Genomic DNA, 26,129 nt, shown 5'->3' with positions numbered 1-26,129 from the left:
GCGAGCTCCCGACGGACACGCGCCCCTTCCACTCTTAACGATCTCCCGCAACCATGACCGATTCCGCCAACGACTACCAGGACATACGCGAAGCCGTGCGCGCGCTGTGCGCGCAATTTCCGGCCGAATACTTTCGCAAGATCGACGCCGCCCAGGGCTACCCCGAAGAGTTCGTCGACGCGCTGACGCAGGCGGGCTGGCTGGCCGCGCTGATTCCCCAGGAATACGGCGGCTCGGGCCTGGGCCTGACCGAGGCCTCGGTCATCATGGAAGAAATCAACCGCGCCGGCGGCAACTCGGGCGCCTGCCACGGCCAGATGTACAACATGGGCACCCTGCTGCGCCACGGCTCGGCCGAGCAAAAGCAAAAGTACCTGCCGCGCATCGCCAGCGGCGAGCTGCGCCTGCAGTCCATGGGCGTGACCGAGCCCACCACCGGCACCGACACCACCAAGATCAAGACCACCGCCGTCAAAAAGGGCGACCGCTATGTGGTCAACGGCCAGAAGGTCTGGATCTCGCGCGTGCAGCACTCGGACCTGATGATCCTGCTGGCGCGCACCACTCCCATCGACCAGGTCCAGCGCAAGTCCGAGGGCATGTCCATCTTCCTGGTCGACCTGCACCAGGCCATCGGCCACGGCATGCAGGTGCGGCCCATCGCCAACATGGTCAACCACGAGACCAACGAGCTCTTTTTCGACAACCTCGAAATTCCCGCCGAAAACCTCATCGGCGAAGAAGGCAAGGGGTTCAGGTACATCCTCGACGGCCTGAACGCCGAGCGCGCCCTGATCGCCGCCGAGTGCATCGGCGACGGCTACTGGTTCGTCGACAAGGTCTCGGCCTATGTGAAAGAGCGTGTGGTGTTCGGCCGGCCCATCGGCCAGAACCAGGGCGTGCAGTTCCCCATCGCCCGCGCCTTCGTCAATGTCGAGGCCGCCAGCCTCATGCGCTATGACGCCACGCGCCGCTTCGATGCCGGGCTGCCCTGCGGCACCCAGGCCAATATGGCCAAGCTGCTGGCCGCCGACGCTTCTTGGGAAGCGGCCAACGCCTGCCTGCAGTTCCACGGCGGCTTCGGCTTCGCCCACGAATACGACATCGAACGCAAGTTCCGCGAAACCCGCCTCTACCAGGTCGCTCCCATCTCCACCAACCTCATCCTGTCTTACGTGGCCGAACACGTGCTGGGCCTGCCGCGCTCATTCTGATTCGTCAGGCACGCTGTTCAACCCCGGAAAGCACCAGCCCGCAACGCCGCCATGCGTCTTGAGAGCCATCCCAGCGCCGAACTCGCGGCCTTTGCGAGCACCCTGCGCTACGAGCAGGTTCCGAGTGACGTGCTGCAGCGCTGCAAGGCGCTTTTGCTCGACAGCCTGGGGTGCAGCCTGGCGGGCGCAGGGTCGCGCCCCGTGTTGTCCATGGAGAAATTCGCCGTGTCCATGGGGCCGGGGGATGGCCCGTCGGAAGTCCTGATCTCGCGCCGCAAGACTTCGCCGATGTTTGCCGCCATGATCAACGCCGCGTCGGCCCACATGCTCGAGCTCGACGACGTGCACAACGGCGCCGTGCTGCATCCGGGCACGGTCGTCTTTCCCACCCTGCTGGCCATGGCCCAGGCGCTGGGGTCGTCGGGCCGGGCGTTCCTGACCGCCGCGGTGGCAGGCTACGAAGTGGGAATAAGGGTGGGCGAATTTCTAGGGCGCTCGCACTACAAGATCTTCCACACCACGGCCACGGCCGGCACGCTGGCAGCGGCGGCGGCCGCAGGCCGTCTGCTCGGCCTGAGCCCGGACCAGATGCTCGATGCCTTCGGCTCGGCAGGCACGCAGGCGGCGGGCTTGTGGGAGTTTCTGCGCGATGCGGCCGATGCCAAGCAACTGCACAGTTCCAATGCCGTCGTAAACGGCATGAAGTCGGCCTATCTGGCGCAGGACGGTTTCACCGGCGCCAAACGCATTCTGGAAGGGCCGCAAGGCATGGCCGCCGGCATGTCGACCGATGCCGACCCGGCCAGGCTCACCGATCGTCTGGGTACGCGCTGGACGCTTGCCGAGACCTCGTTCAAAACCCACGCCTCGTGCCGCCATACGCATCCGGCCGCCGATGCGCTGCTCAAGGTCATGAGGGAGCAATGCCTGAACGCTTCGCAGATCGCGCGCGTCGTGGCGCACGTGCATCAGAGCGCACTGGACATCCTGGGCCCGATATCGCAGCCCAAGACCGTGCTTCAGTCCAAATTCTGCATGGGGCACGTGCTGGCCATTGCCGCGCTGCGTGGCCGCGCCGGGCTGCGCGAATTCGACGCAGACTTCTCCGACCCGGAAATTCTGTCGTTTCGCGAGAAAGTCCAGATGCGCCTGGATGCGCAAGTCGAGGCGCGCTACCCCGCGCGCTGGATCGGAAAAGTCACGGTCACCACGACGGACGGCCGCGAACTCGATGCGCGCGTGGACGAGCCCAGAGGCGATCCGGGAAACAGCCTGACGCAGGCCGAGATTGAGGAAAAATTTCTAACGCTGGCGACGTATGCCCAGGCCGTGCGCGCCGACGAGGCGCCCGCGCTGATAGCGCGCGTACGGAATCTGGAAGATACCGCGCAAATCGGGCCGATTCTCGCTCGCTGATCTTCGGGCGCGAGTCCGATCGCGCCGACGCGCATCACGCCAGCATGTCGCGCACCCTGGGCACGACCTCGCGCCCATACAGCTCGATGCCGCGCATCAGCGTGTCATGCGGCGTGGGGCCGGCCGAATACTTGAGCTGAAAGCGGCTGGCCCGCAGCGCGCGCACCGTGGCCGCGATCTTGCTCGCTACGGTCTCGGGCGAGCCCACATACAGCGAGCCGTGTTCGATCTCGCTTTCGTATTCTTCGCGCCGCATGGACGGCCAGCCGCGCTCCTTGCCGATGCGATCGCGATTGGCCTTGAAGCCCGGCCAGAACTCTTCCCGCGCCTGTTCGTCGGTCTTGGCCACGTAGCCCGGCGAATGCACGCCGACCGGCCGCACGGGCCGGCCGAATTGCGCAAAGGCCCGGTGATAAAGATCGACATAAGGCGCAAAGCGCCGCGGGTCGCCGCCGATAATGGCCAGCATCAGCGGAAAGTCGTAGCGCGCGGCGCGCACCACCGATTCCGGGCTGCCGCCCACGCCCACCCAGGTCTTGAGCCTGCCGTGCTCCACGCCGGGATACACCGACTGGTTGTGCAGCGACGCACGCAGCCGGCCTTGCCAGGTCACCGGCTGTTGTTCGAGCAGGGCCGCGAACAGATCGAGTTTTTCTTCGAACAGCGCTTCGTATTGCTGCAGGTCATAGCCGAACAGCGGAAAAGATTCGGTAAAGGACCCCCGGCCGAGTATGACTTCGGCGCGGCCGTTCGATATCGCATCCACGGTGGCAAAGCGCTGAAAGACGCGCACCGGATCGTCGGAGCTGAGCACCGTGACGGCCGAGCCAAGGCGGATGCGATCGGTGCGCGCCGCCATGGCCGCCAGCACCACCTCGGGCGCGGACACGGCGAAATCGGGCCGATGGTGCTCGCCTACGCCGATGAAGTCCAGGCCGATCTGGTCGGCCAGCACGGCCTCGTCGACCAGATTGCGAATGACCTGTGCGTGCGAAAGCGGCACGCCTGCCGCGCCGTCGGTCACGTCGCCGAAAGTATCCAGGCCGAATTCGAGCGTGGAGGGAGTCGTCATGGAGGTAATGATGAAAAACGCCGTGCGCCGGGCAACGGCTTGGCCTTGTCCGGATCCGTCTGCGCCGCTCCGGGACACCGGGATTGATCACTTCTGGTAATCAATGGGTTCTAAATTTTCATTTTACGGGGAATAGAGCCCTTCCTAAGATGCATCGCATAACAACAGTCCCTCGCCCGCCGGCAGGGGCGATTCATCAAACCAGGGAGACTCCATTCATGAAAATTCGGCTGCTGACCGCGCTGGGCGCGGGTACCTTGTTGCTGGCCATGCAAGGGCCGGCCTGCGCGCAGGACACGAATTGGCCGACCCGGCCGCTGCGCATGCTGGTCGGTTCGTCGCCGGGCGGCGGCACGGACGCTTTCGCGCGCGCCACGGCGCAGGGCCTGACCCCCTTGCTGCATCAGAACGTCGTAGTGGAAAACCGGCCGGGCGCATCCAATACGCTGGCCAACGCCATCACCGCCACGTCCACCGACGGCAACACCATGGTCATGGGCGTTTCCACGGCGATGGCCATCGCGCCGCACCTGTTCAAGCTGAGCTACAAGCATGACGACCTGGTGCCGGTGGTGTTCGCGGGCGCGGTGCCCAATGTGCTGGTGGTGAACAACGATCTGCCGGCGCGGAACGTGCAGGAACTGGTCGCGCTGCTCAAGCGCAATCCCGGCCACCTGAACTTCGCCAGCAGCGGCGTGGGCAGCACCCAGCACATCGCCGCCGAGCTCTTCATGGATGCCACCGGAACCAAGATGGTCCATGTGCCTTACCAGGGCAGCGGGCCGGCCATGGTGGATCTGATGGCAGGCCAGGTGCAGGTCGATTTCGAGACCGCCGCCTCCGCCATTCCGTTCATCAAGAGCGGCAAGCTGCGCGCGCTGGCCGTGCTCAGCGCCAAGCGCCTGTCGCAGATCCCGGACGTGCCCACCCTGGCCCAGGCCGGCGTGCCCGATCTGGAAATGGGCGCCTGGTACGGCATCTACATGCCCGCCAAGACGCCGCCCGCCGTGCAGAAGACCCTGCACGACGCGGTGAACAGGGTGCTGGCCATGCCGACGACGCAGAAGATCCTGGACGCGATCGGCGCCGAAGTCACGCCCATGAGCCAGCGACAGTTCATCGCCTTCGACAAGACCGAGAACGCACGCTACGCCGCGGTCATCGAAAAGAACCACATCACCGTCCGGTAGCCGTGGACGCCCGCCCCTCGGCCCAGGCATCGGCGGCGGGCCGGTCAATCCTCGTTACGGCATTCGTCCCGATGGAACAGCGCCAGGAATTGCTGCGCCGGCGCGCTCAGCGGGCGGTCGCGGCGCACGATGCTGCCGTACGACGGCAGCTTGTGCCGGAACGTATAGTCGATCATGGCGCAGAGGCCGTGATCGACATTGCGTTCGGCCACCGTCAGCGGAATCACGCCCAGCATGTTCGCGCGATCGACCAGGTTCAGCGTCGTGAGGATCGACCCGGTCTCGATGAGGCCTCGCGGAATGGCCGCGTGATGCATGCGGAATTCGCTCTGGACCACGTCGCGCGCCGGGCTGCCTTGCGGCTGCAGTATCCAGGGGTATTCGAGCAGCGCATCGAAATCGACCGGCCCGGCCGAGGCGAGCGGATGATTGCGCCCGGCGATGATGGCCAGCGCCTCGTCGTCGACCGGGCGGAATTCGCAGCCGGCGTCGAACTTGCGGCCGATCACGACTTCCAGCACGCCGTCCTGCAGTTGCGACATCAGGCGGTCGCTGGTGTCGATCGCGATCTTGATCTCGAGCAGGGGCAAGCGTGCCTTGAGCTGCACGAAGGCCTCGGTCAGCCGGCCCGGCGCGGCCGCCATGATGCTGCCCACCGACAGGCAGCCGATGTCGCCCAGCCGCAGGTCTTCCAACTCGCGATTGAGCGCTTCCATGCTGCCGCGGATGCCGCGGAAATAGTCGAGCACCCGCGCCCCGGCCGGATTGAGCACCAGTCCGCGTCCGACGCGGTCGAAGAGCTGCCGGCCCAGCGCGCTTTCGAGTTCGTGCAGCATTTTCGTCGCGGCCGGCTGCGTCAGGCCCAGCCGATCGGCGGCGGCGCGCAAGGTCGAGCTTTCGTCGACCGCCAGCAGCAAGGCGATCTGCCGCATCCGCAGCCGGTTCAACAATTGCGGTGTCGAGTCGCGCTTGTCGATGGAGCCCATGCGTGATCACTCCCAGTTATCGATCCATCAAGCGTTTTCAATTTACCGGCAGGATACGCCTACCTAGCATGCATTCTGAGCAAATCCATCATCACGCGCGGCCTGCGCTGCGCCCGGGAGACATTAAATGACCGCTTCGTCGACCTTGCCCGTCGTGGCGCTGACTCTTGGCGATCCGGCCGGCATCGGCGCCGAGCTCATCGCCAAGCTGCTCGCGCGCCCCGAGGCGACGTCCCGCGCGAATATCGTGCTGATCGGCGACCGCTGGCTCTGGGAAGCCGGCCAGCGCATCGCCGGCGTGCAGATCGCGACCGAGCCGGCCGCCTCGCTGGCCGCGGTGCGCAACCGCCCGTCCACCGCCCTGCCCGCCTTAGTCGAGGTCGAGACGGTGGATCCGTCGCAGGTGACCGTCAGCCAGGCCGGCGCCGCGGGCGGCCGTTCGGTGCTGACCGTGCTGGACCTGTGCCTGGACGCCGCGCTCGCGCGCGATATCGACGCGATCTGCTTCGCGCCGCTGAACAAGCACGCGATGAAGCTCGGCGGACTCCGGCACGAGGACGAGCTGCACCACTTCGCCGAGCACCTCGGCGTCACGGGTTACTTCTGCGAATTCAACACGCTCGGCGACTTGTGGACCTCGCGCATCTCGTCGCATGTCCCGCTCAAGGACGCGCCGGGCTACCTGAGCATCGAACGCATCGAACAGGCCGCGGAACTCATCTACAAATCGCTGCTGGCCAACGGCATCGCCCAGCCCAAGGTCGCGGTCGCCGCGTTCAATCCGCACGGCGGCGACGGCGGCAGCTGCGGCCGCGAAGAAATCGACATCATCGAACCGGCGGTGCGCAAGCTGCAGGCGCGCGCCTGGCCGACCGAATCGCCCTTTCACGGCCCCTTCCCCGCCGACACCATTTTCTTGAAAGCGCAGGCCGGCGAATACCAGGCCATCGTGACCATGTATCACGACCAGGGGCAGATCGCCATCAAGCTGCTCGGCTTCTCGCGCGGCGTGACCGTGCAAGGCGGGCTGCCGGTGCCGATCACCACGCCCGCGCACGGCACCGCCTACGACATATCCAACAAGGGCCGCGCCGATGTCGGCGCGACCTGGCAGGCGTTCCAGATCGCGTGCCGCATGGGCCAAGCGCATCGCCAGCGGAAAATTTCGGCATGACGTCTGCGGGCCCTGCCTGAACACACCCCACCAATCCGGAGACTCGAAAGAATGAAGATCAAATCGGTACGCGCCCGCCTGTTCCAGTGGAAAGGCAAGACCGTTCCGCCGCAGGGCAACTTCTGCTCGAACGCGATGGACCTGCTGTACGCGCCGCAGGAAACCATGAGCACCTTCCGCTTCCATTCGTGGACGGTGGTCGAGGTCGAGACGGACGACGGCATCGTCGGCCTGGGCAACGTCGCGCTGGCTCCTTCCATTGCCAAGGCCATCATCGACCAGTATCTCGCGCCGCTCGTGATCGGCCAGGACCCGTGGGACTACGAATACCTGAACCAGCGCATGTACCGCGCGACCCACGCCTGGGGCCGCAAGGGCATCGGCATGGCCGCGATCTCGGCCATCGACATCGCGATCTGGGACATCCTGGGCAAGAGCGTCAACAAGCCGGTGTTCAAGCTCTTGGGCGGCCGCACCAAGGAAAAGATTCCCTGCTACTACTCCAAGCTCTATCGCACCGATCTTGCGCAAATGCAGGCCGAGGCGCAAACGTTTCTCGACCAGGGCTTTCGCGCGTTCAAGATGCGCTTCGGCTACGGCCCCGCGCACGGCCAGCAGGGCGTGGTCGAGAACCTGAAATCGGTCGAGGCAGTGCGCGAGGTGATCGGCTACGACAACGACCTGATGCTCGAGTGCTATCTGGGCTGGAATCTCGAATACGCCAAGCGCATGCTGCCCAAGCTGGAGAAATTCGAGCCGCGCTGGCTCGAAGAGCCCGTGATCGCCGACGACATCGACGGCTACGCGGAACTGAACCAGCTCACCAGCATCCCGATCTCGGGCGGCGAGCACGAGTTCTCGCTCTATGGCTTCAAGCAGCTGCTCGACCGCAAGGCCGTGTCGGTGGTGCAATACGACACCAACCGCGTGGGCGGCATCACCATGGCGCACAAGATCAACGCGCTGTGCGAGGCCCATAGCGTGCCGGTGATTCCGCATGCGGGCCAGATGCACAACTACCACCTGACGATGAGCACGCTGGCCTCGCCCATGAGCGAGTACTTCCCGATGTTCGACGTGGAAGTCGGCAACGAGCTGTTCTATTACCTCTTCGACGGCGAGCCGGTCGCCGAGAACGGCTTTCTACAGCTGCGCGACGACGTGCCGGGCCTGGGCTTGACGCTCAAGACCGAGTTCCTCGATCAATTCGACATCGTGGAGTGATCATGGCCGCGCGATATCAAGGCGTATTTCCGGTCGCACCGACCGTCTTCAAGCAGGACGGCGCGCTCGATCTCGACGGCCAGCGCCGCTGTCTGGACTTCATGATCGATGCCGGCTCGCAAGGCCTGTGCATCCACGCCAACTATTCGGAGCAGTTCGCGCTGGGCGACGACGAGCGCGACGTGCTTACCCGCCTCACGCTCGAACACGTCGCGGGCCGCGTGCCCGTCATCGTCACGACCACGCACTTCAGTTCGCGCCTCTGCGCCGAGCGCAATCTGCGCGCGCAGGAACTGGGCGCGGCGATGGTCATGGTGATGCCGCCCTACCATGGCGCGACTTTCCGCGTGTCCGAAGCGCAGATCTATCAGTTCTTCCAGGACATCACTCAGGGCCTGACTATCCCGCTGATGATCCAGGACGCACCCGCCAGCGGCACGGTGCTGTCCGTGCCCTTTCTGGCCAGACTCGCCAACGAGATCGAGGCGGTGTCGTACTTCAAGGTCGAGACCCCGGGCGCGGCGTCCAAGTTGCGCGACCTGATCGCCGCGGGCGGCGCCGCGATCGAAGGCCCGTGGGACGGCGAGGAAGGCATCACGCTGTTCGCCGATCTCGAAGCGGGCGCGACCGGCGCGATGACCGGCGGCGGCTATCCGGACGGCATCCGCCAGATCACCGACCCCTACTTTGCCGGCAGGCGCGACGACGCCTTCGCGCAGTATGCGCGCTGGCTGCCTTTGATCAATTATGAAAACCGCCAGTCGGGCTTTTTGACCGCCAAGGCCCTGATGAAAGAAGGCGGCATCATCGCCTGCGACAAACCGCGCGCGCCCTGGCCCGACCTGCATCCGCAAGTGCGCGCCGGGCTGCTCGACACCGCACGCCGGCTCGACCCGCTGGCGCTGCGCTGGGGCCGCTGACAACACGCTTGCAGGCGGACTCGGCCCGAGCGGGCACGTAGGGAATGATCTACCATATTGGGTTCGACGCACCCCCAAATTAAGCAGGCAAAACTATGCAGATCACTGGTGAAATGTTGATAGGCGGCGCCTCGGTGCGCGGCACCGAAGGAACGATTTGCGCCTTCGACCCGGCGCGCGGCGTCACGCTCGAGCCCGCATTCGGCTCGGGCAGCGCAAGCGACGTCGACCGCGCCTGCCGCCTCGCCCAGGCGGCGTTCGACCCCTACCGCTCGGCGCCGCTCGAAGATCGCGCGCGCTTTCTCGAAACCATCGCCGAGAACATCCTCGCGCTGGGCGACACGCTGATCCAGCGCGCGCACCAGGAATCGGCGCTGCCCATCGCCCGCCTCGAAGGCGAACGCGGCCGCACGGTCGGTCAACTGCGCCTGTTCGCCTCGTTCGTGCGCGACGGCCGCTGGCTGGCCGCGACGATCGATCCCGCGATGCCCGAGCGCAAGCCGCTGCCGCGCTCGGATCTGCGCCTGCGCAAGATCCCGCTGGGCCCGGTCGCCGTGTTCGGCGCCAGCAATTTCCCGCTCGCGTTCTCGGTCGCGGGCGGCGATACCGCATCGGCCCTGGCGGCCGGCTGCCCGGTCGTCGTCAAGGCGCACCCGGCGCACCTGGGCACCTCCGAACTCGTCGGCCGCGCCATCCAGCAGGCCGTCAAAACCTGCAATCTGCCCGAAGGCACGTTCTCGCTGCTGGTGGGCGCAGGCAACCTGATCGGCGAAACGCTCGTCGCGCACCCGGCCATCAAGGCCGTGGGCTTCACCGGCTCGCGCGGCGGCGGTCTCGCGCTGGCGAGCATCGCCGCGAAACGCCGCGAGCCCATCCCGGTCTATGCCGAGATGAGCAGCATCAATCCCTTCTTCGTGCTGCCCGGCGCGCTGGCCAAGCGCGGCGCCGAGGTTGCGCGCGGCTTCGTCGAATCGCTCACCATGGGCGTGGGCCAGTTCTGCACCAACCCCGGCCTGGTCATCCTGCTCGAAGGCCCCGACGCTGAGGCTTTCGCCAAGACGGCCGCCGAAGCGCTCGCGCAAAAGGGCGCGCAGACCATGCTGACCAGCGGCATCGCCTCGGCCTACGCCAAGGCCGTGTCCGACCGCACGGCGTCAGCCAATGTGAGCACGATCGCACAAGGCGCGCAGACCGATGCGCAGAACGCCGCGCGCCCGGCCCTCTTCGCCACCACGCAAGCCGCGTTCGAAAACAACGCGCACCTCGAAGACGAAATCTTCGGCCCGACCTCGCTCATCGTCACGTGCAAGAACATGGACGAGATGCTGGCGCTGACCGAACGGTTGGAAGGCCAGCTCACCGCCACGCTGCACCTTGAAGCCGACGACACGGCGCTGGCCAAGCGCCTGTTGCCTGCGCTCGAGCGCAAGGCCGGACGCATCCTGGCCAACGGTTATCCGACCGGCGTCGAAGTGTGTCACGCGATGGTGCACGGCGGCCCGTTCCCGGCCACGTCCGATTCGCGCACGACCTCGGTGGGCACCCAGGCGATCGAACGCTTCCTGCGCCCGGTCTGCTACCAGGATCTGCCGGCCGAGCTGCTGCCCGAAGCGCTGCAAGACGGCAATCCGCTGGGCCTGGCCCGAGTCATGGACGGCAAGCTCACGCTCGCGTAATTTGCGCGGCACACGGGCATGAGGATGTCCGCGCTCTTTCGAGCGCGGACATTTTTTTAGGCGCTACGCGCCGTGAAAAGCGCGTTGCCGTCTTTCGCATGGGTTCTCGGACGCCACAGCAGATAAAAAGCGGCCACGTGCGTAATCATCAGCAAGGGCACGTAGAGAATCGTGATCGCGTACGCGGCGCCCAACGCTTCCGCATGCGCGGGAAGACCGGCCTGGATCGCGTGGTAATAGTCAAAGACGAGGTCGATCATTCCCGCGATATTGAAAGCCACGACGAAAGTCCAGAAGAGCGGGCGCATGCGCACGGTGATTAGCGCCAGCAGCGCCAAGACTCCCGTCAAGAAGTCGCCGTAGGCGGCAAACGCCGCAAAACTCGCGGGAAGATCGGGCGCGACAAGGCCCGGCATGACGAAGACCAGGCCGAAGAAACGAAAGCCATGCAAGGTGGCGATCGCGCGCTGCGCCGCGAATGAGTCCATGGCCTTGAGCCTGGGCCAGAGATACGCGCCGAAGCAAAGCAGCCAAGCCACGTACCCCAGAACGAGATGCAGCGGGAAAATGAGTTCCTGCGACATGAGATCACCTGTCAGTTGTCGGATGCGGCCTCGAACACCGCGGTGAGAACGCCGAGCCTGCCTTCCATGAGATTGCGTCCCAGATTGGCGGCAAGCTGCGCAAAGTCCGGCCCCATCACCACGCCGAGATTGAGCAGGGGCGGCGGCCCCGATTCGCGCAGTTGTTTGAACCAGACCTTGGCGGCCTCGGTGTCGTCTCGCCAAGCTTGTACGCGGAAGCCCGCTTGCTCAATCAGCGCGCGCGTTGCCTCGGCAGTCAGGAGAAAGCTCGTTGCCGGCGTGCGTGCCCACGGCACCGGGTAGTGCGGTTCGCCGCCGCTTTCAACGATGTCGAAGGTCGCGAATCTGCCATGCGGCTTCAACACACGGCGGGCCTCCCGATAAAGCCGCGCGCGGTCGGCGATGTTCATCGCCACATGCTGCAGCAAGACCACGTCGAAACGGCCATTGTCAAAGGGAAGCTCCAGCGCGCTGCCTGCCTGGAACGACACTTGCTCGCTCTGGCCTGTGCGCCGGGTGAGATAGCGCGCGGCGTCCACGAACGGTTCGCTCAGGTCGATGCCCGTCACCTGGCAACCGTAGGTGGCCGCCAGAAAGCGGGCCGGCCCGCCCAGGCCCGAGCCTACGTCCAGCACCGACATGTCGGCGGTCATGCCGGTCAATTCGGCGAGCTCGGCGGTGGCGGCAAGCCCTCGGGTATGAAACTGGTCGAGCGCACCCAGCTGTTGCGGCAGAATCGGTTGATCTTGCGGCCCCAGCGCCGCGGCGAGCGCGCGCTGCAGCCGCTCGGTCAAACCAGTGGCGCGGTAGTGGTCGCGCACGCCGTCGATAGCATCCGTCATGGCAAATTTCCTCAGGTGTCATGCGAGCCTTAGGTGTAGCATCGTGACGCGTGAGCGACTATTCCCCACAATGTTGACGTGCTATGAAGCAGAACTTCACAGTCAGGCAAGGCGCGCTCGACGGCGTGGAGACCTTCCTGGCCGTTGCCCAGCACCGCAGCTTTCGCAAGGCCGCCGCGGCGCTCGGCGTGACGCCGTCGGCCGTCAGCCAGACGGTGCGCGTGCTGGAAGCGCGCATCGGCGCGGCACTTTTTCTGCGCACCACGCGCAGCGTGGGCCTGACCGAAGCCGGCGAACAATTTCTTGCGCGCGCCAAACCCGCCTTCGAAGAGCTGGTTGCAGCCAGCGACGTGGCGCGCGGACTCGGCCAGCGGCCCTCCGGACTGCTGCGCCTTGCCGTGCCGCGAGCGATCGTCCCGATACTGCTCGAACCGCTGATCGCCTCTTTTTGCCAGGCCTACCCCGAAGTCGAGGTAGAGATCGCCGCCAACGAAAAACTGATCGACGTCGCGGCGGAAGGATTCGACGCCGGCATACGCATGGGCCAGTTCGTCGATGCCGATATGATCGCGGTGCCGCTGACGCCGCCATTTCGTTTCGTCGTGGTCGGCAGCCCTGCCTATTTCGCGAGCCGCAGTCGGCCCGAGCAGCCGGACGATCTGCGCCAGCACGCCTGCTTGCGGTGGCGGCGATCCGGCGGTGCGATCGCACCGTGGTCATTCAACGACAAGGGTCAGGCGATCGAGATGGCCGTGTCCGGCCCGCTCATCGCCAACGACTTCCCCACCATACTGGGCGCGGCGATGGAAGGCATCGGCCTGGCCCAGCTACCCGAGCCGATGGTCGCCGACGGGTTGAGAACGGGCAGGCTCATGCACGTGCTGGACGCATACGCGCCGACCATGCCGGGCGTATTCCTCTACTACCCCAGCCGCCGGCAGATCCTGCCCAAGCTGCGCGCGTTCATCGATCACGTGAAGCATCACCCGATAGAACGATTCGATGCCGAAAGAAAAAAACACCGCAATCCTGCTCGGAAAGAGGCCTGAATCGTCAGCGTGGCGCTGCGCCGGCGTTCGTCGCGCTATCTCTCGAAGAGGGATTTCAACGCCTGCAGATCCTGCATCACCCAGGCAGCATCGGCCGCGAATTTTGCGTCCGTCATGCCCGGCAGGCGGTACAGGGTGAACAACACCTCCGCTGCGTCGCCGTTGGGCACGATACGCATGGGTACGCAGACCTCTTGATCGGCGCCTGCATCGATGTAGTGATCCATGATCCCGAACTCGTTCCAGGCCGTAAAACGTATCCGGACCATGCCCTCCGGCCCTTTGGCCAGCCATCGGTCGCCGTCTTTTTCCAGCGTGCTCTCAGCCAGGCCGGAAGCCCATCTGGGGAAGAATTCCGGTTGCCAGATGGTTTCGTAGAGCGTCATCCAAGGGCAAGAGATGGACACGCTGATTGTTTTGGCTTCGAGCATGGTTTCTTCAAGTGCATCGCGCGTTCAAGGCATCGCGCGATGCGTGCGCCCGGCGCTATTGCGCGCTACCTGCTTTCCACGAGCCGTTGGGTTGTTTGCAAAACCAGAAGCGCCAGTTCTCCACCGCCGAGAGTTGACTCACCTTGGCCGCGAGCAGACGACAGGTTCCTGCAGATTTCGTCTGAACCGTCTGTTGTGGCGTGAAGGCGAATTTAACAGGCTGGTTGTGCCGACCGGGGCTGCTGGCCCACTCGTAGACAGCGCCGTCGGGGGTTTTGTCAAGCGCGTGCGCGACCGCCGTTTTGAACGCTGGCGAGTCCTTGGCCGCAATACCCACTGCAATAGTCTTGTTCAAGAAGTACGGCGTCGCCCAAGCGTCCAGGGGCACCAAAGAAACCGCGACGGTCAGGGTGGCGGCGATTACACAAATCTTCATTGGCGCCTCGTGTAAAAGGGTATGCAGTGTCTAGGTGAGCTTAAGAATGTACCCGATATCATCCAGCGACAACATGGCAGGCCAGGACGCGCAGCCTTGGAGCTCTGCAGCGCTGCGCGCCTGATTATCTTGATCACGTTCTGCTGCATGAACTGCTCGGTCGGCCCTCATCAAAAAGCCTTTTGAATGCAAAAAACCCGCGGCACTGTCATGCCGCGGGTTTTTAACTTTCTCATTGCAGAAATCAGAACGGAATATCGTCATCCATATCCGTCAGGCTCGCCCCCGACGACGCCGCGGCGGGCGTCGCAGCGCGCGGCGCAGCCGCCGGACGCGAGGCCGGCGCGCGCGGCGCAGCACGCGAATCTTCATACCCGCCGCCACCGCCGAAGCTGCCTTCGCCGCCGCCTTCGCGGCCACCCAGCATCTGCATCTGGTCAGCCACGACCTCGGTGCTGTAGCGATCGGCGCCGGTGTCCTTGTCTTGCCACTTGCGGGTTTTCAAACGCCCTTCGATATAGACCGAGCGGCCCTTCTTCAGGTATTCGCCGGCGATCTCGGCCAGGCGGTTGTACATGACCACGCGGTGCCATTCGGTTTCTTCGCGCTTTTCGCCGCTGGCTTTGTCTTTCCATTGGCTGGTGGTGGCGATGGACACGTTGCAAATGGCGGCGCCATCGGGCGAGTAGCGCACTTCGGGATCGCGCCCGAGGTTGCCGACGAGGATGACTTTGTTGACGGATGCCATGGTGGTGTCCCCAAATTGATTGAATTCAGTAATAGGTCATTATCGGCGATTTCGCCGATACGAAGAAACCGGCGGCGCGACCGAAATGTCACCTGCTGCAAGCGATGCCCGGCCTGGACCGGAACATCGCCCAACGCTCAGGAAAGCGGCCGCAATCCCCACGAAACCAGCAGCCATGCCAGCGCCAGCACCGCCGCCATGATGAACACTGCGGGCGAGCCGGCGTGGGCCGCCATCCAGCCGCCCAGGGCGCCGCCGGAGAACAGGCCGGCGGCCTGCGAGGTGTTGTAGAAACCCAGAGCCAGGCCTTTGTAGTTGGCAGGCGCCAGGCGCGACACCAGCGAAGGCTGCAGGGCCTCCAGGATGTTGAAGGCCACGAAAAAGCCCGTCAGCGCCACGGCCAGCGTGTAGAAATGATGCGATGCCGCCGGCAGCAGGCCGCACACCACGACCAGGCCGGCCACGCTGTACAGCAGGGCGCCGCGGTGGGCACGGCGCTTTTCGGCATAGATGACGCCGGGCACCATCAGCACGAAGGACGCAAAAATGATGGGCAGGTAGACCTTCCACAGCTGATCGGCCTGCAGGCCGCCCAGCCGGGTCAGTAGCGCGGGCGTGACCACAAAGAGCGATACCTGGATGAAGTGCAGCGAGTACACCCCGAAGTCGAGCCGCAGCAGGTCGCGATGCTTGAGCACTTGCGCGGGCCGCACCGACTGCATGCTGCGCGCGTCGTTGGCCGGCACCTGGGGCACCACCCAGCGGGCCAGCCCCAGGCTGGCCACGCCCAGGGCGGCGATCACCCAGAACAGGCCGCGCAGGCCCCATTCGCCCACCAGCAGCGGCGACGCGATCAGCGCAACGGCAAAGGACAGTCCGATGGAGCTGCCTACCATGGCCATGGCACGGGCGCGGACTTCGTCGCGGGTGGCGTCGGCCAGCCAGGCGGTGACCGCGGCCGAAATGGCGCCGGAGCCCTGAATGGCGCGGCCGATGATGATCCAGAATATGTCGTGCGACAAGGCGCAGACTACGCTGCCCACGATGAACAGCAGCAGCCCGGCCATTACCACCGGTCGGCGGCCCCAGCGGTCGGAAGCCAGGCCGAAGGGGATCTGCATAAAGGCCTGGGTCAGCCCGTACATGCCCAGCGCCAGGCCCACGCGGACCGGGCTGTCGCCCCCGGGCAGACCGCGAGCCGCCACGGCGAACACGGGCAACAGCAGAAACAGGCCCAGCATGCGGCAGGCGAACAGGCTCGCCAGCGCGATGCTGGCGCGACGTTCGACAGGGGTAAGGGCTAGGCGGGGAGTCGACATTGAGATGAGCCTCGGCAGGCGCGAGAAGACGCCTCGGCCTGCGGACCTTCGACTTCTCGCCGGGCCGGACAGCGCTTCAGTCCGGACGTTGATGCCGCGCTATAGTAGCAAGTTGCCCTTGAAATTCGCTTACACAGCCCGATGGACGCCATCCGCATCCGGGGTGCCCGCACCCACAACCTGAAGAACGTATCGCTCGACCTGCCCCGGCACAAGCTGGTGGTGGTGACCGGGCTGTCGGGCTCGGGCAAATCTTCGCTGGCCTTCGACACGCTGTACGCGGAAGGGCAGCGCCGCTATGTGGAAAGCCTCTCGGCCTATGCGCGGCAGTTCCTGCAATTGATGGACAAGCCCGACGTGGATCTGATCGAGGGCCTGTCGCCGGCGATCTCGATCGAGCAGAAGGCCGCCAGCCACAACCCGCGTTCCACCGTGGGCACGATCACCGAGATTCACGACTACCTGCGCCTGCTGTATGCGCGCGTGGGCACGCCCTATTGCCCCGACCACGGCCTGCCGCTGCAGGCGCAGAGCGTGAGCCAGATGGTCGACGCGGTGCTGGCCTGGCCGGCCGAGACGCGCCTGGCCGTGCTGGCGCCGATCGCGCGCGGCAAGAAGGGAAGCTTCGAAGACGAATGCGCCAGCCTGCAGGCGCAGGGCTATGTGCGCCTGCGCGTGGACGGCGAGATGGTCGAGATCGACTCCATGCCGGCCTTGAAAAAGACCGAGAAGCACGACATCGACGTGGTGCTCGACCGCCTGCGCGTGCGCACCGAGAGCACGCAGCGCCTGGCCGAAAGCTTCGAGACGGCCTTGAAGCTGGCCGATGGCCGCGCCATCGCGCTGGATATGGACAGCGGACGAGAACAGGTCTTCTCCAGCCGCTATGCCTGCCCGGTGTGCAGCCACAGTCTGCCCGAACTGGAGCCGCGTCTTTTCAGCTTCAACAATCCCATGGGCGCGTGCCCCGCCTGCGACGGCATCGGCCAGGTGGGCTTCTTCGATCCCAAGCGCGTGGTGGCCTTTCCCGAATTGAGCCTGGCGGCCGGCGCCATTCGCGGCTGGGACAAGCGCAACAGCTTTGCCTATACCCTGCTCACCAGCCTGGCGGCGCATTACGAGTTCGACATCGACACGCCGTTCGAGGAACTGCCCGACGCCGTGCGCGACAAGGTGCTGTTCGGCTCGGGCGAAGAAGAGCTCGCGTTTCTCTATCTCAATGAAAAAGGCAAGAGCACGGTCAAGCGCCATCCCTTCGAAGGCGTGATACCCAATCTTCAGCGCCGCTGGCTCGAGACCGATTCGGCCAATGTGCGCGAAGAGCTCGGCAAACTGCGCAACATCAAGACCTGCCCCGACTGCGGCGGTTCGCGCCTGCGTGCCGAGGCGCGCAACGTGCTCATCGGCAACGACCCGGGCATGGGCGAGCGCCGCGGCAAGGCCCTGTACGAAGTCGAGGCCATGCCGCTGTCGGCCTGCCTGGGCTGGTTCCAGGCGCTCGCGCTGACCGGATCCAAGCAGGAGATCGCGCAGCGCATCGTGCGCGAGATCGAGGCGCGGCTGAGCTTTCTGAACAATGTCGGCCTGACCTATCTGTCGCTGGACCGCAGCGCCGACACCATTTCGGGCGGCGAGGCGCAGCGCATCCGCCTGGCCAGCCAGATCGGCTCGGGCCTGACAGGCGTGATGTACGTGCTGGACGAACCCTCGATCGGCCTGCACCAGCGCGACAACGACCGGCTCATCGCCACGCTGCAGCACCTGCGCGACCTGGGCAACAGCGTGATCGTGGTCGAGCACGACGAAGACATGATCCGCTCGGCCGACTGGGTGGTGGACATGGGACCGGCCGCGGGCGAGCACGGCGGCCATGTGGTGGCCCAGGGTACGCCCGACCAGATCCAGTCCGACGACAAATCGCTCACCGGCCAGTATCTGAGCGGCAGGCGCGCCATCGCCGTGCCGCGCCGCCGCGCCATCGCCGAAGACCAGGCCTGGTTGACGCTGACCGGCGCCAGCGGCAACAACCTCAAAGACGTGACGCTGAGCATCCCGGCCGGCCGACTGGTGTGCGTGACGGGCGTATCCGGTTCGGGCAAATCCACCGTGGTCAACGACACGCTGTCGGTGGCCGCGGCGCGCGCGCTCAATCACGCGCAGAGCGAGCCCGCTCCCTATGCGCAACTGACCGGGCTCGAGCACTTCGACAAGATCATCAGCGTGGACCAGAGCCCCATCGGCCGCACGCCGCGCAGCAACCCGGCCACTTACACGGGGCTGTTCACGCCCATCCGCGAGCTGTTCGCCGGCGTGCCCGAGGCGCGCGCGCGCGGCTACGATCCGGGCCGCTTCAGCTTCAACGTCAAGGGCGGACGCTGCGAGGCCTGCCAGGGCGACGGCGTGGTCAAGGTCGAGATGCACTTTCTGCCCGACATGTACGTGCCCTGCGACGTCTGCCACGGCAAGCGCTACAACCGCGAAACGCTGGAGATCCGCTATCGCGGCCGCAACGTCAGCGAAGTGCTCGACCTGACGGTGGAGCAGGCGCTGGAATACTTCGACTCGGTGCCTGCCATCGCGCGCAAGCTGCAGACGCTGATGGACGTGGGCCTTTCGTACATTCGCCTGGGGCAAAGCGCCACCACGCTGTCGGGCGGCGAGGCGCAGCGCGTGAAGCTCTCGCAAGAGCTGTCGCGCCGCAGCACGGGCCGCACGCTGTACATTCTGGACGAGCCCACCACCGGCCTGCATTTCCGCGATATCGAACTGCTGCTGGAGGTGCTCAATCAACTGGTCGACAGCGGCAACACCGTGCTGATCATCGAGCACAACCTGGACGTCATCAAGACGGCCGACTGGCTGGTGGACATGGGCCCGGAAGGCGGCGACGGCGGCGGGCGCGTCGTGGCCCAGGGCACGCCGGAAGACGTGGCCGCAGCGGCCGAAAGCCATACGGGGCGCTATCTGGCGCGCGCATTGCAAGCGAACACTGCATAAGAGTCCACACGCCGGATAAACTGGTCTGCCGATTCATCATCGTCACCACCCTCACGGATCGCCATGTACACCCTCGTCATCGCCAACAAGAACTACTCGTCCTGGTCGCTTCGGGCCTGGCTCGCGCTGCGCGCGGCCGGCATCGCCTTCGAAGAAAAGCGCCTGAATCTGGACACCCCCGAATTCGCGCCGCAGCTCAAAGGGCTGACGCCGGCCGGCAAGGTGCCTTGCCTGATCGACGAGGGTTTCTCGGTGTGGGACTCGCTGGCCATCTGCGAATATGCCGCCGAGCGCCATCCCGAAGCCGGCCTCTGGCCCGCCGATCCGCGCGCCCGCGCCCGGGCGCGCTCGCTGGCCGCGCAGATGCATAGCGGCTTCGGCGATCTGCGCCGCGTCATGCCCATGAACATCGAAGCCCACCTGCCCGGCATCGACGTCACCGACGCGCAGAAAGACATCGCGCAGGTCCTGGCGCTATGGCGCGACACCCGCGCCGAATTCGGCCAGGCCGGCCCTTTCCTCTTCGGCAAGTTCAGCATCGCCGATGCGTTCTACGCGCCCATTGTGTCGCGCTTCACGACCTACGGCGTCGCCGTCGACGGTGCGGCGCGCGAGTACATGGACGCCATTCAGGCCCTGCCCGCCATGCAGGAATGGACGCGCGATGCGCTCGCCGAGGGTCTCTGGGTCGCGCAAGACGAGCCTTACCGCACGCAGCGCTGAACAAAAGCGGTGTCAGGCCTGTCGCCTGTCGCCTGTTGCCGCGCGGCGCGACTGACGTCTAAACCGAACCCCGCCAGCGTGCCTGCAAAAGCGTGACGATGTCGCGCACCGGCCGGCCGGTGGCCGCTTCGATCGCCGCGCGGTAAGGCGGCATATTGGTGCACTCCAGAACCAGGGTGCGCACGCCGGGATGGCGGCGCACCAGTTCCCGCGCCGCGTCCACCACATTGCGCTCGGCCTCTTGCAAGTCGAGCCGGTCGTGGTTGTGCAGCAGGCGGGTATGGAACTCGCAGCCGGGCGCGATGCCCTGCACCGGTGTGCCCGGCGGCACGCCGGCGCGCCGCATGAGTTCAGGCGTCAAGGACTGCGCATCGAAAGTCAGCACGCCGGGCGATTCCAGATCCGCGCATTGCAGCAGGCTCGAGGTCACCACGGGCACGTCGAGCGCCGCGGCCATGTCCGCTTGAAAAGCCGCCAGAAACCCGCAACTCGTGGAGATCAGCGATGCGCCCTGCCCCACCAGCATGCGCGCGGCTGCGATAAAAGGCGCCAGCAGCGTCGGATCGCCTTCGCGCACGACCCGCATGGGCGAGGCGCCCGCGACCGTGAGGTAGCGCACGGGAATGCCCAGCGCGTCGAACGTCGCCGGATTGCCGATATCGCCGGGCGGACGAGGAAAACGCGTGTCGAGCATCAAAACGCCCAGAAAGGCCTTGCGCATGGCGTTTTCGACCCGCGGCCCTTGCGCGGGGCTTTTTTTGCCTTGAGCCGACCCGGCGGCAAAAAAAACCATAGAATCCCCTTGCAGTTGCTCAACATCGTGCCATACGGGCATCTTACCGTCCCGCGCGGCGCAGCCAACATATCAAACAAGGGGAAGCTTCATGCGCTTCATGCATCGCATCGTCAAGGCCGTCGTCGCCATTTCCCTGGCCGCGATCGGTTTCACCGCCGCCGCCCAGAGCGGCGCGCAGTCCAGCTGGGATCAGCTGCAGCACACCAAAGTGCTGCGCGTCGGCGTGATCGCCGATGCCATTCCCTACTTCCACAAAAACCTGGCCACCGGCCAGTGGGACGGCTTCGGCCCCGACTTCGCGCAAGATCTGGCCAAGACGCTGGGCGTCAAGGTCCAGTATGTCGAGACCACCTGGGGCAATGCGGTGCTCGATCTGCAATCGAACAAGATCGACGTGATGTTCGGCCTGGCGCCCACCCCGGCGCGCGCCAAGTCTGTCAACTTCAGCGACACGCTGTTCGTCAACACGTATACCTCGGTCTGCAACAAGACCTATGCCGGCAAGGACTGGGCCGAACTGAACAATCCCAAGGTGAAGATCGGTGTGGACGTCGGCTCCAGCAACGACATGGCCGCCACCAAGATGGCGCCCAACGCCACCATCGAGCGCTTCGACAGCCAGGGTGCCGCCACGCTGGCCCTGCAGTCGGGCCGCGTCGACTGCCAGGTACTGGTGATCCTGCTGGCCCAGCCCATGCTGGTCAAGGTGCCCGACGCCGGCACGCTCACCATTCCCAAGCCGATCTTCTCCAACGCCACTGCCATCGGCCTGCGCAAAGAGTCCGACACCCGCCTGCTCGACGCCGTCAACAAGTGGCTCAAGCAAGAGCACGACAGCGGCCAGATCAAGCAGGTCATCCTGAACAACATGCAGAAGCTCGTGGGCGTCAAGCCCGAGTCCTTCCCGGCCGACGTGAAGTTCTAGGCGAGTCCGCGTCATGACTTACACGTGGCACTTCGAGGTACTCTGGGAATACCGTTGGATCATTCTGCACGGCCTGGGGTACACGATCCTGTTCACCATCATCTGCGTGGTGCTGGGTCTCCTGGTGGGGCTGCTGACGGGCATGGGCCGGCTGGCCCGCTCCCGCTGGATCACCGCCCCCATCCGGGCCTATATCGAAGTGTTCCGCTGCACGCCGGTGCTGGTGCAGCTGATCTGGTTCTATTACGCGCTGCCCGTGCTCGCCGGCATCTCGATCTCGGCACCCGTCGCCGCGGCGCTGTGCCTGTCGCTGTACGGCGGCGCGTTCTATTCCGAGATCATCCGCGGCGGCATCATCGCCACGGACCCGGGCCAGACCGAAGCCGGCCAGGCCCTGGGCATGACGCGCGCGCAGGTGATGCGCCGCGTCGTGCTGCCGCAAGCCTTCAAGCGCATGGTGCCGCCGCTCATCAGCCAGTCCATCATGCAGCTCAAGAACACGTCGCTGCTGTCGGTGCTGGCGCTGCCCGACCTGCTCTATCAGGGCCAGGTGATCGCGCACGACACCTACCGGCCGCTTGAAATCTACACCTTGGTCGCCGTGCTGTATTTCGTCGTGCTGCTGCCCGTGACGATCTGGGCCAAACGCCTGGAATTCGGCTCTTCCGTCAAGGAATCTTCATGACGCAAGCGTCGCTCATCGAAATCCGGGGCCTGGAAAAGTCCTTCGGTAAAAACGCCGTGCTCAAGGGCATCGAGCTCGACGTCGCCAAAGGCGAAGTGGTGGCCTTGATCGGGCCCTCGGGTTCGGGCAAGTCCACGCTCCTGCGCTGCATCAACCTGCTGACGCTGCCCGATTCGGGTCAGGTGCGCGTAGGCGATCACGACGCCGTCTTCGGCAAGAACGCCACCCGCATGCCGGGCGACCGCGAGCTGGCGCGCTTTCGCGCCCGCACCGGCATGGTGTTCCAGCACTTCAATCTGTTCCCGCACATGACGGCGCTGGGCAATGTGATGGAAGGCCCGGTGACCGTGCTCAAGCAAAGCAGAAAGGAAGCCGAAGCCACGGCGCGCTCACTGCTGAAAAAAGTCGGGCTGGCCGACAAGACCGACTTCTATCCCGACAAACTCTCGGGCGGGCAGAAACAGCGCGTGGCCATCGCGCGGGCGCTGGCCATGCGGCCCGAGGTCATGCTGTTCGACGAGGCCACGTCGGCGCTCGATCCCGAGCTGGTGGGCGAGGTGCTGCAAGTGATCAAGTCGCTGGCCCGCGAAGGCATGACGATGATGCTGGTCACGCACGAGATCGCTTTCGCCAGAGAAGTCGCCGACAAGGTGATCTTCATGCGCGACGGCGTCGTGGTGGAATGCGGCCCGCCGTCGCAAGTGATCGAGGCGCCTTTGCAGGAAGCCACGCGCAACTTTCTCGCGCGCTTCAAGGGCACGCACGCCTGAAGACCTGCGCGCCGCTTACGGCTGCGGATTGATTTCGAACAGGCGCCGGTGCTCGCGGATCGCGTAGCGGTCCGTCATGCCGGCGATGTAATCGGAGATGGCGCGCGCCTGTGCGGTTTTGCCGTCGCGGCGATAGTCGGGCGGCAGCAGGCGCGGATCGTCCTGGAAGGCCACGAACAGCTCGCGCACCACGCGGCGCATCTTGGCCGTCATGCGCATCACTTGATAGTGCCGGTAGAGATTGTCGAAGAGGAATTTCTTCAACGCGTCGGCCTCGCGCCGCACGGCGTCGGAGAAGCCCGCCAATGGCGGCGCGGCACGCACGTCGTCGCTGCTGGCCGGCGCCTGCGCGGCGATGCGCTCGCGCGTGGTGGCCGTGAGGTCGACGATGAGCGTATTGATCATGCGGCGGATGGTTTCCGAGATGGCGCGGCGCGGCGCCAGTTGCGGATACCGCTGCGCGACTTCGGCATAGTGCCGGGCGAAAAACGCCACTTCCTGCAGCTGATCCAGCGTGAGCAGGCCCGAGCGCAAACCGTCGTCGATGTCGTGATTGTTGTAGGCCACCTCGTCGGCCAGATTGGCCAGCTGCGCTTCCAGCGAAGGCTGGGTGCGCTCCAGAAATCGCCGCCCCACCTCGCCCAGCTGTCGGGCATGGGCCGCCGAGCAGTGTTTGAGTATGCCTTCGCGCGTTTCGAAGCACAGGTTCAGCCCGTTGAACTCGGCATAGCGCTCTTCGAGTTCGTCGACCACCCTCAGGCTTTGCAGATTGTGCTCAAAGCCGCCTGAGTCCGGCGCCAGCTCGCGCATGCAGGCGTTGAGTTCGTCCTGGCCGGCATGACCGAAGGGCGTGTGGCCCAGATCGTGCGCCAGCGCGATGGCTTCGATCAAGTCTTCGGAGAGCCCCAGGCTGCGCGCCACGGTGCGGGCGATCTGCGCGACCTCCAGGCTATGCGTGAGCCGCGTGCGAAAAAGATCGCCTTCGTGGTTGATGAAAACCTGGGTTTTGTATTCGAGCCGGCGGAAAGCGCCGGAGTGGATGATGCGGTCGCGGTCGCGCTGGAATTCGCTGCGGTTGGACGCGGGCGGCTCCGCGTGCAGGCGGCCGCGGGTGCGGGCGGGATCGCAGGCGTAAGACGCGAGGACGGGAAACGATGCCGACATCGTCGCGCCCTCAGGCCGTGGTGCAGGCCAGCGTTTCACGCACCGCCGCTTCGGGCGCCGCGCGGGAGACTGCCTCGCCGATACGCGGCAGCAGCACGAACCTGATCTCGCCGCCCTCGGTCTTCTTGTCGACCTGCATCAGCGCCAGCCAGCGCTCGGCGCCCAGATCGGGAGCCGCGACGGGACAGCCTATGTCCGCCACCAGCCTGCGCACGCGCGCCACGTCGGCCGGCGCGAAGCCCGCCACGCGGGCCGACAGCTCGGCGGCCTGCACCAGGCCGCAGCCCACGGCCTCGCCGTGCAGCCACTGGCCGTAGCCCAGACCCGATTCGATGGCATGGCCGAAGGTATGGCCCAGGTTGAGAATCGCGCGCAGGCCCGATTCGCGTTCGTCCTTGCCCACCACCTGCGCCTTGAGCTCGCAGGACCGGCGAATGGCGTAGGACAGCGCCTCCCGGTCTAACGCACGCAGCCTGGCCGCGTTGGCCTCGCACCAGGACCAGAACTCAGGATCGAGAATCAGGCCGTATTTGATGACTTCGGCCAGACCGGCCGAGATTTCGCGCGCCGGCAAGGTCGCCAGCGCCTCGATGTCGATCTCCACGGCCAGGGGCTGGTAGAACGCCCCGATCATGTTCTTGCCCAGCGGATGATTTACCGCCGTCTTGCCGCCCACCGACGAATCCACCTGCGCCAGCAGCGTGGTGGGCACCTGCACGAAGCGTACGCCGCGCATGTAGACGGCCGCGGCAAAACCCGTCATGTCGCCGATCACGCCGCCGCCCAGCGCCACCAGCACGCAGCGCCGGTCGCAGCGGTTCTCGAGCAGCGCATCGAAGATCAGATTCAGGGTCTGCCAGTCTTTGTAGGCCTCGCCGTCGGGCAGCTCGATGGTGATCACGCGCCGGCCGGTGCGCGCCAGGGCCGCCTGCGCACGCTGCGTGTATAACGCCCCCACGGTAGGGTTGGTGACGATGGCGATGGACGTGGCGTCGGCGGGGATGCTGGCGTCGAGCCGATCGAGCCGGCCCGCGCCGATGTGGATGGGATATTGCCCGCCGGGGGTGTCGACGTGGACCACAGTCGTCATGGAGCGATCTCGATGTTGTTCAGCCGGTTCAGCACGTGCTTGACTACCGCGTTGACCGACGAGGCGCCGGTGTCGATGGTCACGTGCGCGACTTCGGTGTAGAGCGGATCGCGCGCCGTCATCAGCTGGCGCAGGGTGCCGCGCGGGTCGGGGGTGGCCAGAAGAGGCCGGTTGCGGTCGCGGGAGGTGCGGCGAAACAGCTCGTCCAGCGTGGCGCGCAGATAGACCACCAGACCACGCTCGCGCAGCAGGCTGCGGCTTTGTTCGGCCAGGATGGCGCCGCCGCCGGTGGCCATGACGATGTCGCGCCGTTGGGTACACTCTTGCAGCGTCTGGGCCTCGCGCCGACGGAATCCGGCCTCGCCTTCGATCTCGAAAATCACCGGCACGCGTACGCCGCAGCGAGCCTCCAGCTCATGATCCAGGTCGACGAATTCGCGTCCCAGCATACGGGCCAGGCCGCGGCCGATGGTGGTCTTGCCCGCGCCCATCATGCCCACCAGAAAGAGCGGCCGGCCGTCGGCCAGGCAGGCAGGCGGGCTGACGAGGCAGGGTGCGCCGGACTCGCACGACACGTCGGGATCGGGCTCGGACGCCCCGTCGAAATTCACTTGCCTATTCATAGTTGCAATTATCCCATTGCCGCGCCAGTTGTGCGGTTACCACAGCCCGGACCATTTGTTACAGCGCCCCGGCGC

The 26,129-nt window shown here is 65.6% G+C and carries 26 protein-coding genes; 13 read left to right on the top strand and 13 right to left on the bottom strand.

The window, feature by feature from the left end; genetic code table 11:
• Window positions 1–53: 53 nt before the first annotated feature.
• Both ACTHJ1_RS12970 and ACTHJ1_RS12965 read left to right on the top strand, forming a co-directional pair.
• Entirely contained in the window at window positions 54–1,214 is a 1,161-nt protein-coding gene (locus ACTHJ1_RS12970; RefSeq protein WP_440192986.1) for an acyl-CoA dehydrogenase family protein, read from the top strand.
• Between the two features lie 51 nt (window positions 1,215–1,265).
• Entirely contained in the window at window positions 1,266–2,630 is a 1,365-nt protein-coding gene (locus tag ACTHJ1_RS12965) for an MmgE/PrpD family protein (protein WP_440192984.1), read from the top strand.
• Between the two features lie 34 nt (window positions 2,631–2,664).
• Here the strand turns inward: ACTHJ1_RS12965 and ACTHJ1_RS12960 are convergent, their stop codons facing one another.
• Window positions 2,665–3,702, bottom strand: coding sequence for an LLM class flavin-dependent oxidoreductase (locus ACTHJ1_RS12960; RefSeq protein WP_440192982.1), 1,038 nt, complete (start codon window positions 3,700–3,702; stop codon window positions 2,665–2,667).
• 218 nt (window positions 3,703–3,920) lie between these two features.
• On the opposite strand from ACTHJ1_RS12960, the gene ACTHJ1_RS12955 reads away from it, so the two are divergent.
• On the top strand, window positions 3,921–4,892 hold the full coding sequence (locus ACTHJ1_RS12955) for a Bug family tripartite tricarboxylate transporter substrate binding protein (protein WP_440192980.1): 972 nt from the start codon (window positions 3,921–3,923) through the stop codon (window positions 4,890–4,892).
• Between the two features lie 44 nt (window positions 4,893–4,936).
• Here ACTHJ1_RS12955 and ACTHJ1_RS12950 read toward each other — a convergent pair whose 3' ends face one another.
• Complete coding sequence (locus ACTHJ1_RS12950; protein ID WP_440192978.1) at window positions 4,937–5,878, bottom strand: LysR family transcriptional regulator; 942 nt, start codon at window positions 5,876–5,878, stop codon at window positions 4,937–4,939.
• Window positions 5,879–6,005: 127 nt separating this feature from the next.
• Between ACTHJ1_RS12950 and ACTHJ1_RS12945 the strand changes: the two genes are divergently transcribed.
• From ACTHJ1_RS12945 to ACTHJ1_RS12930, 4 genes are all read left to right on the top strand, one after another.
• Complete coding sequence (locus ACTHJ1_RS12945) at window positions 6,006–7,052, top strand: 4-hydroxythreonine-4-phosphate dehydrogenase PdxA (RefSeq protein WP_440192976.1); 1,047 nt, start codon at window positions 6,006–6,008, stop codon at window positions 7,050–7,052.
• A 51-nt stretch (window positions 7,053–7,103) separates the two neighbouring features.
• Window positions 7,104–8,276, top strand: a complete 1,173-nt coding sequence (locus tag ACTHJ1_RS12940; RefSeq protein ID WP_440192974.1) for an L-rhamnonate dehydratase — start codon at window positions 7,104–7,106, stop codon at window positions 8,274–8,276.
• Between the two features lie 2 nt (window positions 8,277–8,278).
• Complete coding sequence (locus tag ACTHJ1_RS12935) at window positions 8,279–9,196, top strand: dihydrodipicolinate synthase family protein (RefSeq protein WP_440192972.1); 918 nt, start codon at window positions 8,279–8,281, stop codon at window positions 9,194–9,196.
• A 95-nt stretch (window positions 9,197–9,291) separates the two neighbouring features.
• The gene (locus ACTHJ1_RS12930; RefSeq protein WP_440192970.1) at window positions 9,292–10,872 is read left to right on the top strand and encodes an aldehyde dehydrogenase (NADP(+)); all 1,581 of its coding nucleotides are present in this window, start codon (window positions 9,292–9,294) and stop codon (window positions 10,870–10,872) included.
• Window positions 10,873–10,928: 56 nt separating this feature from the next.
• Here ACTHJ1_RS12930 and ACTHJ1_RS12925 read toward each other — a convergent pair whose 3' ends face one another.
• Entirely contained in the window at window positions 10,929–11,456 is a 528-nt protein-coding gene (locus ACTHJ1_RS12925; protein ID WP_440192968.1) for a hypothetical protein, read from the bottom strand.
• Between the two features lie 11 nt (window positions 11,457–11,467).
• Window positions 11,468–12,298, bottom strand: a complete 831-nt coding sequence (locus ACTHJ1_RS12920; RefSeq protein WP_440192966.1) for a class I SAM-dependent methyltransferase — start codon at window positions 12,296–12,298, stop codon at window positions 11,468–11,470.
• 83 nt (window positions 12,299–12,381) lie between these two features.
• Here ACTHJ1_RS12920 and ACTHJ1_RS12915 point away from each other — a divergent pair, with 83 nt between their 5' ends.
• The gene (locus ACTHJ1_RS12915; protein ID WP_440192964.1) at window positions 12,382–13,347 is read left to right on the top strand and encodes a LysR family transcriptional regulator; all 966 of its coding nucleotides are present in this window, start codon (window positions 12,382–12,384) and stop codon (window positions 13,345–13,347) included.
• Between the two features lie 35 nt (window positions 13,348–13,382).
• Here the strand turns inward: ACTHJ1_RS12915 and ACTHJ1_RS12910 are convergent, their stop codons facing one another.
• From ACTHJ1_RS12910 to ACTHJ1_RS12890, 5 genes are all read right to left on the bottom strand, one after another.
• Complete coding sequence (locus tag ACTHJ1_RS12910; protein WP_440192963.1) at window positions 13,383–13,778, bottom strand: polyketide cyclase; 396 nt, start codon at window positions 13,776–13,778, stop codon at window positions 13,383–13,385.
• A 55-nt stretch (window positions 13,779–13,833) separates the two neighbouring features.
• A complete protein-coding gene (locus ACTHJ1_RS12905; RefSeq protein WP_440192961.1) occupies window positions 13,834–14,214 on the bottom strand; it encodes a hypothetical protein in 381 nt (126 codons plus the stop codon).
• Between the two features lie 30 nt (window positions 14,215–14,244).
• Window positions 14,245–14,478, bottom strand: coding sequence for a hypothetical protein (locus tag ACTHJ1_RS12900; RefSeq protein WP_440192959.1), 234 nt, complete (start codon window positions 14,476–14,478; stop codon window positions 14,245–14,247).
• The gene (ssb, locus tag ACTHJ1_RS12895; RefSeq protein WP_440192957.1) at window positions 14,459–14,962 is read right to left on the bottom strand and encodes a single-stranded DNA-binding protein; all 504 of its coding nucleotides are present in this window, start codon (window positions 14,960–14,962) and stop codon (window positions 14,459–14,461) included. The genes ACTHJ1_RS12900 and ssb overlap by 20 nt, the downstream gene beginning before the upstream one ends.
• Before the next feature lie 137 nt (window positions 14,963–15,099).
• Window positions 15,100–16,281: an MFS transporter gene (locus tag ACTHJ1_RS12890; RefSeq protein ID WP_440192955.1), complete on the bottom strand. Its 1,182-nt coding sequence runs from the start codon at window positions 16,279–16,281 to the stop codon at window positions 15,100–15,102.
• 141 nt (window positions 16,282–16,422) lie between these two features.
• Between ACTHJ1_RS12890 and uvrA the strand changes: the two genes are divergently transcribed.
• Both uvrA and ACTHJ1_RS12880 read left to right on the top strand, forming a co-directional pair.
• A complete protein-coding gene (uvrA, locus tag ACTHJ1_RS12885) occupies window positions 16,423–19,278 on the top strand; it encodes an excinuclease ABC subunit UvrA (protein WP_440192953.1) in 2,856 nt (951 codons plus the stop codon).
• 63 nt (window positions 19,279–19,341) lie between these two features.
• Window positions 19,342–20,001: a glutathione S-transferase N-terminal domain-containing protein gene (locus ACTHJ1_RS12880; RefSeq protein WP_440192952.1), complete on the top strand. Its 660-nt coding sequence runs from the start codon at window positions 19,342–19,344 to the stop codon at window positions 19,999–20,001.
• 58 nt (window positions 20,002–20,059) lie between these two features.
• Here ACTHJ1_RS12880 and ACTHJ1_RS12875 read toward each other — a convergent pair whose 3' ends face one another.
• Entirely contained in the window at window positions 20,060–20,722 is a 663-nt protein-coding gene (locus tag ACTHJ1_RS12875; RefSeq protein WP_440192950.1) for an aspartate/glutamate racemase family protein, read from the bottom strand.
• A gap of 163 nt (window positions 20,723–20,885) precedes the next feature.
• On the opposite strand from ACTHJ1_RS12875, the gene ACTHJ1_RS12870 reads away from it, so the two are divergent.
• The 3 genes from ACTHJ1_RS12870 to ACTHJ1_RS12860 are packed head-to-tail and all read left to right on the top strand — an operon-like array spanning window position 20,886 to window position 23,177.
• On the top strand, window positions 20,886–21,722 hold the full coding sequence (locus ACTHJ1_RS12870; protein WP_440192948.1) for a transporter substrate-binding domain-containing protein: 837 nt from the start codon (window positions 20,886–20,888) through the stop codon (window positions 21,720–21,722).
• A 13-nt stretch (window positions 21,723–21,735) separates the two neighbouring features.
• Window positions 21,736–22,407, top strand: coding sequence for an amino acid ABC transporter permease (locus tag ACTHJ1_RS12865; protein WP_440192946.1), 672 nt, complete (start codon window positions 21,736–21,738; stop codon window positions 22,405–22,407).
• Window positions 22,404–23,177: an amino acid ABC transporter ATP-binding protein gene (locus tag ACTHJ1_RS12860; RefSeq protein WP_440192944.1), complete on the top strand. Its 774-nt coding sequence runs from the start codon at window positions 22,404–22,406 to the stop codon at window positions 23,175–23,177. Before ACTHJ1_RS12865 ends, ACTHJ1_RS12860 begins: the two co-directional genes overlap by 4 nt.
• Window positions 23,178–23,192: 15 nt before the next feature.
• Here the strand turns inward: ACTHJ1_RS12860 and ACTHJ1_RS12855 are convergent, their stop codons facing one another.
• From ACTHJ1_RS12855 to ACTHJ1_RS12845, 3 genes are read right to left on the bottom strand one after another with little or no spacing between them, the layout of a single operon-like run.
• A complete protein-coding gene (locus ACTHJ1_RS12855; RefSeq protein ID WP_440192942.1) occupies window positions 23,193–24,341 on the bottom strand; it encodes a deoxyguanosinetriphosphate triphosphohydrolase in 1,149 nt (382 codons plus the stop codon).
• A gap of 10 nt (window positions 24,342–24,351) precedes the next feature.
• Complete coding sequence (aroB, locus tag ACTHJ1_RS12850; protein ID WP_440192940.1) at window positions 24,352–25,431, bottom strand: 3-dehydroquinate synthase; 1,080 nt, start codon at window positions 25,429–25,431, stop codon at window positions 24,352–24,354.
• Entirely contained in the window at window positions 25,428–26,054 is a 627-nt protein-coding gene (locus ACTHJ1_RS12845) for a shikimate kinase (protein ID WP_440192938.1), read from the bottom strand. The genes aroB and ACTHJ1_RS12845 overlap by 4 nt, the downstream gene beginning before the upstream one ends.
• Between the last annotated feature and the right edge of the window lie 75 nt (window positions 26,055–26,129).

Source organism: Bordetella sp. (assembly GCF_051960075.1).
GTDB lineage: Bacteria > Pseudomonadota > Gammaproteobacteria > Burkholderiales > Burkholderiaceae_B > Bordetella.
The sequence above is the reverse complement of the archived record's forward strand: the minus strand, read 5'-3'. Positions and strand labels throughout refer to the sequence as shown.

What these genes read in the sequence shown, in the direction of transcription:
- ACTHJ1_RS12970 (WP_440192986.1), top strand. Translation starts at nt 54, where the DNA reads ATGACCGATTCCGCCAACGACTACCAGGACATACGCGAAGCCGTGCGC.
- ACTHJ1_RS12965 (WP_440192984.1), top strand. Translation starts at nt 1,266, where the DNA reads ATGCGTCTTGAGAGCCATCCCAGCGCCGAACTCGCGGCCTTTGCGAGC.
- ACTHJ1_RS12960 (WP_440192982.1), bottom strand. Translation starts at nt 3,702, where the DNA reads ATGACGACTCCCTCCACGCTCGAATTCGGCCTGGATACTTTCGGCGAC.
- ACTHJ1_RS12955 (WP_440192980.1), top strand. Translation starts at nt 3,921, where the DNA reads ATGAAAATTCGGCTGCTGACCGCGCTGGGCGCGGGTACCTTGTTGCTG.
- ACTHJ1_RS12950 (WP_440192978.1), bottom strand. Translation starts at nt 5,878, where the DNA reads ATGGGCTCCATCGACAAGCGCGACTCGACACCGCAATTGTTGAACCGG.
- ACTHJ1_RS12945 (WP_440192976.1), top strand. Translation starts at nt 6,006, where the DNA reads ATGACCGCTTCGTCGACCTTGCCCGTCGTGGCGCTGACTCTTGGCGAT.
- ACTHJ1_RS12940 (WP_440192974.1), top strand. Translation starts at nt 7,104, where the DNA reads ATGAAGATCAAATCGGTACGCGCCCGCCTGTTCCAGTGGAAAGGCAAG.
- ACTHJ1_RS12935 (WP_440192972.1), top strand. Translation starts at nt 8,279, where the DNA reads ATGGCCGCGCGATATCAAGGCGTATTTCCGGTCGCACCGACCGTCTTC.
- ACTHJ1_RS12930 (WP_440192970.1), top strand. Translation starts at nt 9,292, where the DNA reads ATGCAGATCACTGGTGAAATGTTGATAGGCGGCGCCTCGGTGCGCGGC.
- ACTHJ1_RS12925 (WP_440192968.1), bottom strand. Translation starts at nt 11,456, where the DNA reads ATGTCGCAGGAACTCATTTTCCCGCTGCATCTCGTTCTGGGGTACGTG.
- ACTHJ1_RS12920 (WP_440192966.1), bottom strand. Translation starts at nt 12,298, where the DNA reads ATGACGGATGCTATCGACGGCGTGCGCGACCACTACCGCGCCACTGGT.
- ACTHJ1_RS12915 (WP_440192964.1), top strand. Translation starts at nt 12,382, where the DNA reads ATGAAGCAGAACTTCACAGTCAGGCAAGGCGCGCTCGACGGCGTGGAG.
- ACTHJ1_RS12910 (WP_440192963.1), bottom strand. Translation starts at nt 13,778, where the DNA reads ATGCTCGAAGCCAAAACAATCAGCGTGTCCATCTCTTGCCCTTGGATG.
- ACTHJ1_RS12905 (WP_440192961.1), bottom strand. Translation starts at nt 14,214, where the DNA reads ATGAAGATTTGTGTAATCGCCGCCACCCTGACCGTCGCGGTTTCTTTG.
- ACTHJ1_RS12900 (WP_440192959.1), bottom strand. Translation starts at nt 14,478, where the DNA reads ATGACGATATTCCGTTCTGATTTCTGCAATGAGAAAGTTAAAAACCCG.
- ssb (WP_440192957.1), bottom strand. Translation starts at nt 14,962, where the DNA reads ATGGCATCCGTCAACAAAGTCATCCTCGTCGGCAACCTCGGGCGCGAT.
- ACTHJ1_RS12890 (WP_440192955.1), bottom strand. Translation starts at nt 16,281, where the DNA reads ATGTCGACTCCCCGCCTAGCCCTTACCCCTGTCGAACGTCGCGCCAGC.
- uvrA (WP_440192953.1), top strand. Translation starts at nt 16,423, where the DNA reads ATGGACGCCATCCGCATCCGGGGTGCCCGCACCCACAACCTGAAGAAC.
- ACTHJ1_RS12880 (WP_440192952.1), top strand. Translation starts at nt 19,342, where the DNA reads ATGTACACCCTCGTCATCGCCAACAAGAACTACTCGTCCTGGTCGCTT.
- ACTHJ1_RS12875 (WP_440192950.1), bottom strand. Translation starts at nt 20,722, where the DNA reads ATGCGCAAGGCCTTTCTGGGCGTTTTGATGCTCGACACGCGTTTTCCT.
- ACTHJ1_RS12870 (WP_440192948.1), top strand. Translation starts at nt 20,886, where the DNA reads ATGCGCTTCATGCATCGCATCGTCAAGGCCGTCGTCGCCATTTCCCTG.
- ACTHJ1_RS12865 (WP_440192946.1), top strand. Translation starts at nt 21,736, where the DNA reads ATGACTTACACGTGGCACTTCGAGGTACTCTGGGAATACCGTTGGATC.
- ACTHJ1_RS12860 (WP_440192944.1), top strand. Translation starts at nt 22,404, where the DNA reads ATGACGCAAGCGTCGCTCATCGAAATCCGGGGCCTGGAAAAGTCCTTC.
- ACTHJ1_RS12855 (WP_440192942.1), bottom strand. Translation starts at nt 24,341, where the DNA reads ATGTCGGCATCGTTTCCCGTCCTCGCGTCTTACGCCTGCGATCCCGCC.
- aroB (WP_440192940.1), bottom strand. Translation starts at nt 25,431, where the DNA reads ATGACGACTGTGGTCCACGTCGACACCCCCGGCGGGCAATATCCCATC.
- ACTHJ1_RS12845 (WP_440192938.1), bottom strand. Translation starts at nt 26,054, where the DNA reads ATGAATAGGCAAGTGAATTTCGACGGGGCGTCCGAGCCCGATCCCGAC.